Source organism: Pseudomonas versuta (genome assembly GCF_001294575.1).
GTDB classification, from domain to species: domain Bacteria; phylum Pseudomonadota; class Gammaproteobacteria; order Pseudomonadales; family Pseudomonadaceae; genus Aquipseudomonas; species Aquipseudomonas versuta.
Genome location: NZ_CP012676.1, coordinates 4,791,403 through 4,803,051 on the forward strand (window position 1 = coordinate 4,791,403; position 11,649 = coordinate 4,803,051).

At 59.9% G+C, this 11,649-nt stretch carries 12 protein-coding genes; 4 read left to right on the plus strand and 8 right to left on the minus strand.

Annotation, left to right across the window (positions count from 1 at the left end):
- Nucleotides 1–143 precede the first annotated feature (143 nt).
- The gene (locus tag AOC04_RS21470) at nt 144–1,340 is read right to left on the minus strand and encodes a class I SAM-dependent rRNA methyltransferase (protein WP_004419762.1); all 1,197 of its coding nucleotides are present in this window, start codon (nt 1,338–1,340) and stop codon (nt 144–146) included.
- Nucleotides 1,341–1,541: 201 nt separating this feature from the next.
- Between AOC04_RS21470 and AOC04_RS21475 the strand changes: the two genes are divergently transcribed.
- Both AOC04_RS21475 and mutM read left to right on the plus strand, forming a co-directional pair.
- A complete protein-coding gene (locus AOC04_RS21475; protein ID WP_171970568.1) occupies nt 1,542–2,354 on the plus strand; it encodes an HDOD domain-containing protein in 813 nt (270 codons plus the stop codon).
- Between the two features lie 17 nt (nt 2,355–2,371).
- A complete protein-coding gene (gene mutM / locus AOC04_RS21480) occupies nt 2,372–3,184 on the plus strand; it encodes a bifunctional DNA-formamidopyrimidine glycosylase/DNA-(apurinic or apyrimidinic site) lyase (RefSeq protein WP_060696560.1) in 813 nt (270 codons plus the stop codon).
- A gap of 117 nt (nt 3,185–3,301) precedes the next feature.
- Here mutM and AOC04_RS21485 read toward each other — a convergent pair whose 3' ends face one another.
- The 5 genes from AOC04_RS21485 to AOC04_RS21505 all read right to left on the minus strand — a co-directional run bounded on the left by AOC04_RS21485 (nt 3,302) and on the right by AOC04_RS21505 (nt 7,948).
- The gene (locus AOC04_RS21485; RefSeq protein WP_004419756.1) at nt 3,302–3,553 is read right to left on the minus strand and encodes a YfhL family 4Fe-4S dicluster ferredoxin; all 252 of its coding nucleotides are present in this window, start codon (nt 3,551–3,553) and stop codon (nt 3,302–3,304) included.
- Nucleotides 3,554–3,653: 100 nt separating this feature from the next.
- The gene (coaD, locus tag AOC04_RS21490) at nt 3,654–4,136 is read right to left on the minus strand and encodes a pantetheine-phosphate adenylyltransferase (RefSeq protein WP_004419754.1); all 483 of its coding nucleotides are present in this window, start codon (nt 4,134–4,136) and stop codon (nt 3,654–3,656) included.
- 115 nt (nt 4,137–4,251) lie between these two features.
- Nucleotides 4,252–5,847: a GMC family oxidoreductase gene (locus AOC04_RS21495; RefSeq protein ID WP_060696561.1), complete on the minus strand. Its 1,596-nt coding sequence runs from the start codon at nt 5,845–5,847 to the stop codon at nt 4,252–4,254.
- Between the two features lie 112 nt (nt 5,848–5,959).
- On the minus strand, nt 5,960–6,505 hold the full coding sequence (locus AOC04_RS21500) for a hypothetical protein (protein WP_060696562.1): 546 nt from the start codon (nt 6,503–6,505) through the stop codon (nt 5,960–5,962).
- A gap of 12 nt (nt 6,506–6,517) precedes the next feature.
- On the minus strand, nt 6,518–7,948 hold the full coding sequence (locus AOC04_RS21505) for a coniferyl aldehyde dehydrogenase (RefSeq protein WP_060696563.1): 1,431 nt from the start codon (nt 7,946–7,948) through the stop codon (nt 6,518–6,520).
- Nucleotides 7,949–8,115: 167 nt separating this feature from the next.
- Between AOC04_RS21505 and AOC04_RS21510 the strand changes: the two genes are divergently transcribed.
- Nucleotides 8,116–8,784, plus strand: a complete 669-nt coding sequence (locus AOC04_RS21510; RefSeq protein WP_060696564.1) for a TetR/AcrR family transcriptional regulator — start codon at nt 8,116–8,118, stop codon at nt 8,782–8,784.
- A 30-nt stretch (nt 8,785–8,814) separates the two neighbouring features.
- Nucleotides 8,815–9,669 (plus strand): sulfurtransferase, encoded by an 855-nt coding sequence (locus AOC04_RS21515; RefSeq protein ID WP_060696565.1) that lies wholly within the window; start codon nt 8,815–8,817, stop codon nt 9,667–9,669.
- 117 nt (nt 9,670–9,786) lie between these two features.
- Here AOC04_RS21515 and AOC04_RS21520 read toward each other — a convergent pair whose 3' ends face one another.
- Together AOC04_RS21520 and AOC04_RS21525 are read right to left on the minus strand one after the other, a co-directional pair.
- Nucleotides 9,787–10,626: an AraC family transcriptional regulator gene (locus AOC04_RS21520; RefSeq protein WP_171970566.1), complete on the minus strand. Its 840-nt coding sequence runs from the start codon at nt 10,624–10,626 to the stop codon at nt 9,787–9,789.
- The gene (locus tag AOC04_RS21525; RefSeq protein ID WP_060696567.1) at nt 10,626–11,615 is read right to left on the minus strand and encodes a hydrolase; all 990 of its coding nucleotides are present in this window, start codon (nt 11,613–11,615) and stop codon (nt 10,626–10,628) included. The genes AOC04_RS21520 and AOC04_RS21525 overlap by 1 nt, the downstream gene beginning before the upstream one ends.
- Nucleotides 11,616–11,649: the final 34 nt, after the last annotated feature.

Here is an 11,649-nt window from a genome sequence, read left to right on the forward strand (position 1 = left end):
GAAAACCCTGTGGGAGCCGGACGTGCGGCGAGGCAGGCGCCTCGGTTTGCAGGATGTTGAGTCATCGCCGGCAAGCCGGCTCCCACAAGATATGCTCAGGGCATTTCCACTGTGGGAGCTGGCTTGCCAGCGATTCAGGCGTGTTAGCTGTTAGGCAGCAAACGGCAGGTGATGCTCTTGATGTAGCGTGTTTCGGCAATTGCCGGGTGCACCGGGTGATCCGGGCCCTGGCCGCCGCGTTCCAGCAGCTGGATGTTGCGATCCAGGTGACGGGCGCTGGTCAGCAGAATGTTTTGCAGGTCGTCTTCTGGCAGGTGCATCGAGCACGATGCGCTGACCAGAATCCCGTCCTTGCTGAGCAGGCGCATGGCTTGCTCGTTCAGGCGACGGTAAGCGCCTTCGCCGTTTTTCAGGTCTTTTTTACGTTTGATGAAGGCCGGAGGATCGGCCACGATCACGTCGAAACGCTCTTCGTTGGCCTTGAGCTCTTTCAGGGCTTCAAAAACGTCGCCTTCCATGCAGGTGACTTTCTCGGCAAAACCGTTCAACGCAGCGTTGCGCTCAACACCGTCCAAGGCGAACGAGGAGGCGTCGACGCAGGTCACTTCGCTGGCGCCGAAAGCGGCAGCCTGAATACCCCAGCCACCGATGTAGCTGAACAGGTCCAGAACCTTTTTGCCTTTAACGTACGGTGCGAGGCGAGCGCGGTTCATGCGGTGGTCGTAGAACCAGCCGGTTTTCTGGCCGGCCATGACCGGTGCTTCGAACTTCACGCCGTTCTCTTCCAGCGCAACCCACTCCGGCACCAGGCCGAAGACGGTTTCAACATAACGCTCAAGGCCTTCGGCATCACGGGCCGCCGAGTCGTTCTTGAACAGAATGCCGCTTGGCTTGATGACTTGTACCAGTGCCGCGATCACGTCGTCTTTGTGCTGTTCCATGGTGGCTGAGGCCAGCTGAACCACCAGAATGTCGCCGAAACGGTCTACGACCAGGCCCGGCAGCAGGTCGGAATCGCCGAATACCAGACGATAGTAAGGCTTGTCGAACAGACGCTCGCGCAGGGACAAGGCCATGTTCAGGCGATGGACCAGCAGGGACTTGTCCAGCGGCAATTTGATGTCGCGCGACAGCAGGCGGGCGCAGATCAGGTTGTTCGGGCTCATGGCAACGATGCCCAGCGGCTTGCCGCCGGCTGTTTCGAGTACGGCCTGGTCGCCGGCCTTGAAGCCGTGAAGGGGGGTGTTGGCTACATCAATTTCGTTGCTGTAGACCCACAAGTGGCCGGCGCGCAGGCGTCGATCGGCATTGGCTTTAAGGCGCAGGCTTGGCAGGGACATGACGTCGCTCCGGGTATTGAAAAGGGCGCGATTATAGCCTTAGACGCACCCTTCAAGCTCAGCTGATTCGCGGTATTGCGTCGGATTAGGTGCGCAAATGGCCAGAAATTTCCGCTAGACTCGCCGTCCAATTTAGAGTGCGTCGTTATGCCCCCAGAGCTTTCATCCGAACAGATCAGCCTCGCCCTGCAAGGCATCAGCGTGCCGCCCCAACCGCAAATCATGGTGGATTTGCAGATGGAGCAATACATGCCGGACCCGGACCTGGAAGTGATCGCCGGCCTGATAGCTCAAGACCCGGGGCTGTCCGGCGCACTGCTGAAAATCGTCAACTCGCCGTATTACGGCCTGAGCAACAAGATCGCCTCGATCCGCCGCGCCGTCACGGTGCTCGGCAGCCGGACCGTGATCAACCTGATCAACGCACAGTCGATCAAGGGCGAGATGACAGACGACACCATCGTGACCCTTAACCGGTTTTGGGACACGGCCCAGGACGTGGCAATGACCAGCCTGACCCTGGCCAAGCGCACCGGCACCCAGGCTCTGGATGAAGCCTACGCCCTGGGGCTGTTTCACGATTGCGGCATCCCGTTGATGCTCAAGCGCTTCCCGGATTACATGCGGGTACTGGAGCAGGGCTATGCCAATGCCGGGACCGGCAGCCGTGTGGTCGACACTGAAAACCGGCACTTCAATACCAACCATGCGGTAGTCGGCTACTACACGGCTAAGTCCTGGCGTTTGCCGGTGCATCTGACAGAGGCGATTGCCAATCACCACAATGCGCTGGCGATTTTCAGTGACGACTCTTCGCGCAACAGCCAGCTTAAAAACCTGCTGGCGATCCTCAAGATGGCCGAACATATTTGTGCCTCGCACACAGTGCTGGGCAACCAGCGTGAAGACCATGAGTGGGACAGCATCAGGCACCTGGTACTGGACTACATTGGCCTGTCCGATTACGACTTTGACAACCTTAAAGAAAGCATTCGCGAGCTGGGTGCCCACTAGTTTCGCAGGAGCCTCCCATGCCTGAATTACCTGAAGTCGAAACCACCCGCCGGGGGATTGCCCCGCACCTTGAAGGTCAGCGGGTCAGCCGGGTGATTGTGCGCGAGCGACGTTTGCGCTGGCCGATCCCGGAAGACCTTGATGTGCGTCTGTCGGGGCAAAAGATCGTGCTGGTCGAGCGGCGCGCCAAGTATTTGCTGATTAACGCCGAGGTCGGGACGCTGATCAGCCATTTGGGCATGTCGGGCAACCTGCGCCTGGTGGAAGCCGGGCTGCCTGCGGCCAAGCACGAGCATGTGGACATTGAACTGGAATCCGGCCTGGCATTGCGCTACACCGACCCGCGGCGTTTCGGGGCGATGCTCTGGAGCCTGGACCCGCTGAACCATGAACTGCTGCTGCGACTGGGGCCTGAGCCCCTGACTGATCTGTTTGACGGTGACCGGCTGTTTCAGCTGTCGCGCAAGCGTTCGATGGCCGTCAAGCCGTTCATCATGGACAACGCAGTGGTGGTGGGCGTGGGCAATATCTACGCGACAGAAGCCCTGTTTGCCGCGGGCATTGATCCGCGTCGCGAGGCCAAAAGCATTTCCCGGGCGCGTTATTTGAAGCTGGCAATCGAAATCAAGCGGATTCTGGCGGCGGCAATCGAGCGCGGTGGCACCACCTTGCGCGATTTTATCGGTGGCGACGGGCAGCCCGGCTACTTCCAGCAAGAACTGTTTGTGTACGGGCGGGGCTACCAGTCCTGCAAGGTCTGTGGCACCGAGCTGCGCGAGGTCAAACTGGGCCAGCGCGCCAGCGTATTCTGCCCGCGTTGCCAGAGCTGACACGCAATCGCCGGCAAGCCGGCCCCCACACTGTTTATCGATGTGGGAGCTGGGTTGCCGGCGATTCAGGCACTGTGGCTTTTCAGGTTCGGCGCATGGAAACAATGGCTGACAAGGTCAGGCCTTGCCGGTGATTGCCTTGTATTTGGCCATCAGCTGTTCTTCGGTTTCCGGGTGGGCTTCATCCAGGGGGATGCAGTCAACGGGGCAAACCTGCTGGCATTGCGGCTCGTCGTAGTGGCCCACGCACTGGGTACACAGGTTCGGGTCGATCACGTAGATCTCTTCGCCCTGGGAAATGGCAGCGTTCGGACACTCGGGTTCGCAGACGTCGCAGTTAATGCAATCGTCGGTGATGATCAGGGACATGGGTACTCCTGCCGGGGCGCTCGGCCCGGGCAACTGAAATCGAATGCGGGCAATTGTGCCGCATTGGCGCCCGCAGTGCACGCGGGCGCCGCTTCAGCGGTCACTTCTTGCGAAAGCGCTCGGTGAGGGCATCGGCTACGGCCGGGTGAACGAATTTGTTGATATCGCCACCCAATGCTGCGATTTCCCGCACCAATGTCGACGAAATGAACGAATAACGCTCTGACGGCGTGAGGAACAGACTTTCGACGTCGGGGGCCAGTTGGCGATTCATGTTCGCCAGCTGGAACTCGTATTCGAAGTCCGACACGGCCCGCAGGCCACGCAGAAAGACATTGGCGTTCTGTTCTTTGGCGAAGTGCGCGAGCAGTGTCGAGAAGCCGACTACCTCCACATTGGGCAGGTGCTTGGTGACTTCACGCGCCAGCTCCACACGCTGTTCCAGAGGGAATAGCGGGTTTTTTTTGGTGCTGGCAGCGACAGCAATGATCACGTGATCGAACAGGCGCGAGGCGCGTTCGACCAGATCGCCATGGCCCTTGGTAATAGGGTCAAATGTACCTGGGTACAACACTCGGTTCATCGCGTCGTCCTGGCGGGAATCCGTTGGGGAGTCGGATGGTATCGCAGCATTCCCGGTCGGCCAAGTCGCCATTCGCAGAAGAAAGCACTATAGACGTAGCCAAATAACTACTTTTTCACGGATTTTTCAGGCGTGCGGCCAGCTGTGTTGCCAGTTTGGCCGTGACTCCGTACACCGATAATTGCGGGTTGGCGCCAATGCTGGTGGGGAATAAAGAGCCGTCGTGGACCGATAGATTGCGCAGTTGATGATGACGCCCAAGGCTGTCGGTGACGGCCATCTGCGGATTCTCGCCCATCGCGCAGCCGCCCATCACATGGGCGCTGGCAAGCCGGGTGCGATACAACTCAAGGCTCAAACTGTCGATTTGATCACGTGTCCGGGCAAGGCTGTTCATGTACCGCGCATCACTGTGCAGTGGCATGACGGCGCTGGCGCCTGCCGCAAACTGGATCTCGGCCATGCTGTGGAGGGCGCGTTTGAGGCCTTCCCAGACGTAGGGCGTGAGCCTGTAGTCGAGTACCGGGCTGCCATCTGAGCGCAACTCGACATTGCCTCCGGGGCTGTCGGGATGAAAACCGTCGCGCATCAACGCCAGCATCATATGGGTATGGGGCAGTTGCGCCATATGCCCGGCGCTGGTTTGGCCGAAGCCGGCAAATATCGTGGCGGCCAGGGCCGGGTGCAGTGGCGGTACTTCGAGTTTGTAGCCCATGGGCCCGGTGGTGCCGTCTTTCCATTGAAAGTGATCGGAGTAAATCGATTGCGGGGCGCCGTAAAACGGATTGATGGCAGCAGGAAATTGCGCCGCAGAGAAGTTGACCAGGTGCAGAAACGTACGTTTGCCGACCCGGCCGTGGGGGTCGGGCGCGTCTGATCGCAGCAGCAGGCCGGGGGTATTGATGCCGCCGCCGGCCAGCACGTAGTGCCGGGCCTTGACCGTTATTGTGCGGCCCGTGGGCGCCACGCAGCGGTTGTCCATGGCCTGGCACTCCAGACCTGTGACCTTGTCGCCGCTGATCAGCAGCCGCCAGGCGCGGGCCAGGTACAGCAGCTCGCCGCCTTGTTCCAGGGTTGCGGGGATAGTCGTCACCAGCATCGATTGTTTGGCATTGGTCGGGCAGCCCATGCCGCAATAGCCCAGGTTCCAGCAACCGCGCACATTGCGCGGGATCACATCCCAGCTGTAGCCGAGCTTTTCACAACCGTTGCGGATCACCTCGTTATTGGCGTTGGGCGGAACCCGCCAGGGTGCGACGCCAAGACGTTGTTCCATTTGCTCGAACCAGGGCGCCATCTCGGCGTCGCTGAGGCCTGCCACCGAGTGTTCGCGGGCCCAATGCTCCAGGGTGGGTGCAGGGGTGCGAAAACTTGAGGTCCAGTTGACCAGGGTCGTACCGCCCACTGCCCGCCCTTGGAGGATGCTGATGGCGCCGTCTTTGCTCATGCGCCCGACGCCCTCCTGATAAAGATTCGAGTAGGCATCGGCTTCGAGCAGTTTGAAATCACTGCTGGTTTTGAGAGGGCCTTCTTCAATCAATAGAACCTTGTACCCCGCGGCGCTAAGAATCTCGGCCGTCGTCCCGCCGCCGGCACCGCTCCCGACGATCACTACATCGGCTTCGAGCGTCAGGTCGCTGTCGAGTTGCGAGCCATCCCGGGTTTTCCAGCCTCGGGCCATGCCTTCGCGGAACGGATCAGGTACGGGCATAAAGGATTTCCATGGTGGCAATGGGGTGTCTGTAGGAGCGAGCTTGCTCGCGAGCTCTTCGTCGCCGCGCTTATCAGCTCGCGAGCAAGTTCGCTCCTACAGGTCGTTTCAGTCAGATCTTCGGCGGGCCGGGATAGCCGCACGCAGCCCAGGATTCGGGGCGTTCGTACCAGCTCATCATCACCAGTTGCACCAGCGAGCCATGGCCCATGCGCAGCAGGTTCAGGCTGCTGTTTTGCCAGCGCTGCAAGAAGTCACGGATCTGTTCGGGGCTGGCGCTTGTCCAGTTGCTCCAGACCCCGGTCAACGGACCGCGTGTTACCGGCAGGGCCAGCACATCGAACAGTTGTTGAGTCAGCTTGAGCAGTTCCGGTGACAAGTGATTGAGGTTGTTATCCAGTTGATGCAGCGTGGCATCCGCCGCACCGGGAAGCGCCGGGGCGTCCACGCTGCCCGCCAGCATCACCGGGATCAGTGCGCGCAAAAAAATCAGATCACTGCTGCGCAAAATGGTAAAGCCTGAGGCACTGCTGCTGGCCGAGCAGCCACTGAGGCTGGCACCCAGCCCGGCGGTAACCAGCAATGCGCTGGCCCACAGGCCGATTTTCAGGGCTCCCCGACGCGACAGCACAAGCTTCTCAACGGTTAATTCAGGCATGGGCCACCCCGGCTAGCGAATAAACAGCTTCTGGATCAGACGTACCAGCTGGCGACCATAAGGCGGGTAAATCATCAGCGAGCCATTCAGGCGTTGTTTAGCCAGAACGCCCTTGGCTTTGCTGAAGGTCAAAAAGCCTTCGTGACCATGGTAGTGGCCCATGCCGGAATGCCCGACGCCACCAAACGGCAAGTCGTCGATGGCCACATGCAGCAGTGTTTCGTTGATGCACACGCCGCCGGAATGGGTGTTCTGAATGACTCTCTGCTGCTCAGCCTTGTTGTAGCCGAAGTAGTACAGCGCCAGCGGGCGCGGTCTGGCGTTGATGTAGTCCAGAGCTTGCTGCAAATCGCTGTAGGCCACGATGGGCAGCAACGGGCCGAAGATCTCGTCCTGCATGACCTGCATCTCGTCGTTTACATCCAGCAGCAGGGCGTGGGGCATACGCCGACCCTGACCTTGATCGTACAGCGGGACCAGACGTGCGCCCTTCAGTGTGGCGTCGGTTTGCAGCCGTTCAAGCCGCGCCAGCTGGCGCTCGTTGATGATTGCGGTGTAGTCCGGGTTGTCGATCAGGGTCGGATAAAAGCTGTGCACGGCCTGGCGATAGGCCTGAACAAAGCCATCGACCCGATCTTGCGGGACCAGCACATAATCCGGGGCAATGCAGGTTTGCCCGGCGTTCAGGGTCTTGCCCCAGGCAATGCGTTGGGCGGCATCCTTGAGTGGCACATCGACAGACACGATGGCTGGCGATTTACCGCCCAGTTCAAGGGTGACCGGGGTCAGGTGTTCGGCCGCTGCACGCATGACCTGCTTGCCCACGTGGGTCGAGCCGGTGAACAGCAAGTGATCAAATGCCAGGCCGGAGAACGCCACCGCGACATCGGCTTCACCCAGCACTACGGCCACCATGTCTTCGGGGAAGATGCGCCCCAACAATTCCTTGAGCCAGTGGCCGGTGGCCGGGGTGAACTCGCTGAGTTTGAGCATTACCCGGTTGCCTGCCGCCAATGCCCCGATCAGTGGCCCTATAGCCAGGTAGAGCGGGTAGTTCCACGGCACGATAATGCCGACCACGCCCAGTGGTTGATAGATCACGCTGGCGCTGGCGGGCTGGAACATCACGCCCACGCTGCGCGGCGAAGGCTTCATCCAGCGCTTGAGGTGTTTAAGGGTGTAATCAATGCTGTGCAGGCTGGGCATCAGCTCGGCAAACAGGGTTTCGTCAGGGCTGCGGTGGCTGAAATCCTGGCTGATGGTGTCGATCAGAACTTCGCGCTCATCACTCAATAACCTGCGCAGACTTTTCAACCATTGCTGGCGCTGTTCCAGGGGCGGGCAGGGATGAGCTGCGTAAGCCAGACGCTGTGTGTCGAGCAGGGACTGGAGATCGCTCAGTACGGCTGGGGCGTCTTGACGGTGGACACTGTCGACAGACATGGTTTGCTCCGGGCGGATGGCGTGTTGGTTATTTTTATTAGAGAGCAGCAATGCTTTTAGAGCCTATGCTCTAAGCTGTCAATCAGGGGCTGTTACCCGTGAGGTTTAACGATGGCGGGTAAGGTCGTAAGATGTCTTTCGTTTTTTCATTAAAGCCCAAGAAGCCCATGGCCCCACGAATAAAAACCAGCCAGCGCATCGTCAATAGCAGCCTTGAGCTGTTCAATCAGCTGGGCGAGCGCAGTGTGAGCACCAACCACATTGCCGCGCATATGGAAATTTCTCCGGGCAATCTGTATTACCACTTCCCTAACAAGCAGGCGATCATCTCGGTGTTGTTCAGCGAGTATGAGGCGTTGGTGTTGAGGTTTCTGCGCCCGCCCGAAGGGCGTATGGCCACTGTTGAAGACAAGCGCCATTACTTGCAGCAGTTGCTGGATGCCATGTGGCGCTATCGCTTTTTGTACCGTGATATCGAGCACTTGCTGCACAGCGACAGTGAGCTTGCCGCCCGTTACCGGGTCTTTTCCCAGAACTGTCTGCATCAGGCACAAGCAATTTATCGCGGTTTTGTCGATGCCGGTCTCATGTGCATGACCCCCCTGCAAATCGAGTCGCTGACCCTCAATGCGTGGATCATTCTCACCTCATGGGTCAGTTTTCTGTGTACTACCCGGGAGAACAACGACCAGCTCAGTGAGCAGGCCATCAAGCGCGGGGTGTATCAACTGCTGGTCCTGGAATCGGGCTTTGTCACCGCTCAGGGCCGAGCAGACTTCGATGAACTGATCAAGGACTACTACGTCCCGCTGGAGCACGCGCTGCACGTTCAATAAACGCATTTCACCCCCTCACAGGAGTTCCCTATGCCCGTCGCGCAACTGATCAGCCCCCAAGCCCTGAGCGAACGCCAGGAGCTGCCCGGTCTGGTTATTCTGGATTGCCGTTTCGCCCTTGAAGACCCGGACTATGGCCGTTGCAGCTACGCCGAAGGGCATATAGCCGGTGCGCAATTTGCTGACCTTGAACGTGATTTGAGCGGCCCCGTGATCAAAGGTGTCACTGGTCGCCATCCGTTGCCCGAGCCACAGGTGTTGCTGGAACGACTGCGCGCATGGGGCATCAATGACGACAGCGATGTGGTGCTTTATGACGACGGTCCGGGGGTCTATGCCGCCCGGGCATGGTGGTTGCTGGCCTGGCTGGGCAAGCGCGACGGCGTGTTTATCCTCGATGGCGGCCTCAAGGCCTGGCATGGCGCAGGTTTCCCGCTCAGTCTGGATGCTGTGGTCAAGCCGCGTGGCAACCTGGAAGGCAAGCTCGACAAGCGGTTGATGGTGGATGCCGAGCACTTGCAAAAGCGCCTGGGTGATCCGGGCCTGACCTTGATCGACGCCCGTGCCCGACCACGCTTTCGCGGCGAGGTTGAACCTATCGATCCTGTTGCCGGGCATATTCCGGGTGCGCAATGTGCAGCGTTCAGTGAAAACCTCGACAGCAGCGGGCGTTTTTTACCTGCCAATCAACTCAAAAAGCGCTTTGCCGAGCAACTCGCCGGTCGTTCTGCGCAAGAGCTGGTGGCCTATTGCGGCTCCGGCGTGACGGCGTGCCACAACCTGTTTGCACTGGGGTTGGCCGGTTATCCGCTGGGTAAACTCTATGCGGGCTCGTGGAGCGAATGGATCAACGACCCTGAGCGGGGCATTGCTACCGGCGATTGATGCCCTTTGGGTACTGTAGTCGCTGCCGAGGCACGAAGGCTGCGAGCCCTTAAAAGCCCCCCGACAGGCCTGGCGATCGCTTCGCAATCGATCGCAGCCTTCGTGCCTGGGCAGCGACTACGGGTGTTTATTGGCACTGGCCGCGCGATAGGCACCGGGGCCAACGCCGTACACCTTCTTGAATTGCCGGCTCAGATGGCTTTGATCGGCAAAACCCAATTGCGTAGCCACTTGCAGCGGTAAACAACCCTTTTTCAGCAAGGCGCGGGCGTGGGCAATACGTTGCTGCATCAGCCAGGTGTGCGGTGGCATGCCCGTCGCGCGTTGAAACACCCTGGCTAAATGGAACGCCGAGAGATTGACCGCTGCTGCCAGCTGTTCCAGGGAGGGCGGTTCGGCGAGACGTGCTTGCAGCAGCTCCTTGGCCTGACGTACGGCACGATGTTCAATGCCCGGCCTGGCCGGCATTGGCAGGCGGGCATGGCGATTGAGCAGCGCCAGCATCATTTGCCGCCAGACCGTTTGTTGATGCAGTGCCGACTCCGGGCCTTCGAGTAATTGGTGCAGCTGGCACAAGCCGCTGAACAGGTCCGGGTCGTGAATCAGGGTGTCATTGAAGGTCGGCAGGTGCATGCCAGGCAATCCGAGTTCTTCCAGCAGGCTGTGCAGTTGTGCGTTGTCGGGATAGAACGCCCGGTAGCGCCAGCCGGCATCATGACCTTTGTGCCCGTTGTGCACTTCGTCCGGATTGATCAGCACCAGGGTGCCGGAGCAAGCCAGATGTTCAGCCCCGCGATAGCGATAGCGCTGGGCACCGTCCATGATCATGCCGATCACAAAACCATCATGCACGTGGGGTACGAAGCGGTGTTCGATGTAGCGCGCGGTGAGCAATTCGACACCTGTCAGCGGTGGCGTTTGCCAGAAGCGGATCGACTCACCCTGCTCGCTGTTCATTACGCCGATCCGGGCCTGAGGGCCGCCAGCCATTGCGGGATACGCCGTTCGAGGTAATAACCCGGGGTTTTCAGGGAGCCTTCGACAAACCCGACATGGCCACCTTTGGCGTGCAACTCAAGTGTGGTGCATGCCGACAGTTCGCTGGCCTCGGGGATACTGTGTTTGAACACGAACGGGTCGTCTTCGGCGTGGATAATCAGCGTGGGAGTGTTGATGGCGCCCAGGAAATACCGGCTGGAGGCGCGGCGGTAGTAATCATCGACATTCAGGTAGCCATTGAGCGGTGCCGTGACCCGGTCATCGAACTCCCAAAAGGTGCGCATTTTTCGCAGCGATTTTATGGAGCCCAGGTTTTCCAGCGTGGCCAGCGGCGCATGCCGGGCATCGTGGCGAAATTGACGCTGCTTGTTGGTGACATACACCAGCATTTCACGCATGAAATGCGCCTGGTAGACCTTGGAGAAGCCCTGGCCAATCCGGTCGGCGCACTGGTCGAGGCGAAACGGCACCGACACTGCCACCGCGCCCTGCAAGCCACTCTCGCTGCCACTTTCACCCAGATATTTGAGCAGTACGTTGCCTCCCAGCGAGTAGCCCACCGCATACAGCGGAGCCAGAGGATGCGTGGTGCGCAAATGGGCCACGGCTGCTGCCAGGTCTTCGCTGGCGCCGGAGTGATAACTGCGCGCCAGCAGATTCGGCTCGCCGGAGCAGCCGCGCCAGTTCAGGGCGACACTGGTCCAGCCTTGCGTGGCAAGGGCCCGTTGCTGGCCGGCGACATAGTGTGAAGCCGATGAGCCGGTCAGCCCATGCAATACCAGCACTATGGGCGCATCGGATGAAGGTGCGCCGTGCCAGTCCAGATCGAGAAAGTCACCATCTGCCAGCCACAGGCGCTCGCGGCGGTGTTCAACCACCGGGCGGGTGCGCCACAGCGGCCCCCACAGCGTTTGTAAATGGGGGTTGCGCAGGCCATGGGCCGCCATGAAGGATTCAGGAGGAGATACAGGGACGCAGGGC

Excerpts from the sequence above, each read along its gene's own strand:
- AOC04_RS21515 (WP_060696565.1), top strand. The coding sequence starts at position 8,815 with ATGCCCGTCGCGCAACTGATCAGCCCCCAAGCCCTGAGCGAACGCCAG.
- mutM (WP_060696560.1), top strand. The coding sequence starts at position 2,372 with ATGCCTGAATTACCTGAAGTCGAAACCACCCGCCGGGGGATTGCCCCG.
- AOC04_RS21485 (WP_004419756.1), bottom strand. The coding sequence starts at position 3,553 with ATGTCCCTGATCATCACCGACGATTGCATTAACTGCGACGTCTGCGAA.
- coaD (WP_004419754.1), bottom strand. The coding sequence starts at position 4,136 with ATGAACCGAGTGTTGTACCCAGGTACATTTGACCCTATTACCAAGGGC.
- AOC04_RS21510 (WP_060696564.1), top strand. The coding sequence starts at position 8,116 with ATGGCCCCACGAATAAAAACCAGCCAGCGCATCGTCAATAGCAGCCTT.
- AOC04_RS21525 (WP_060696567.1), bottom strand. The coding sequence starts at position 11,615 with ATGGCGGCCCATGGCCTGCGCAACCCCCATTTACAAACGCTGTGGGGG.
- AOC04_RS21495 (WP_060696561.1), bottom strand. The coding sequence starts at position 5,847 with ATGCCCGTACCTGATCCGTTCCGCGAAGGCATGGCCCGAGGCTGGAAA.
- AOC04_RS21470 (WP_004419762.1), bottom strand. The coding sequence starts at position 1,340 with ATGTCCCTGCCAAGCCTGCGCCTTAAAGCCAATGCCGATCGACGCCTG.
- AOC04_RS21505 (WP_060696563.1), bottom strand. The coding sequence starts at position 7,948 with ATGTCTGTCGACAGTGTCCACCGTCAAGACGCCCCAGCCGTACTGAGC.
- AOC04_RS21500 (WP_060696562.1), bottom strand. The coding sequence starts at position 6,505 with ATGCCTGAATTAACCGTTGAGAAGCTTGTGCTGTCGCGTCGGGGAGCC.
- AOC04_RS21520 (WP_171970566.1), bottom strand. The coding sequence starts at position 10,626 with ATGAACAGCGAGCAGGGTGAGTCGATCCGCTTCTGGCAAACGCCACCG.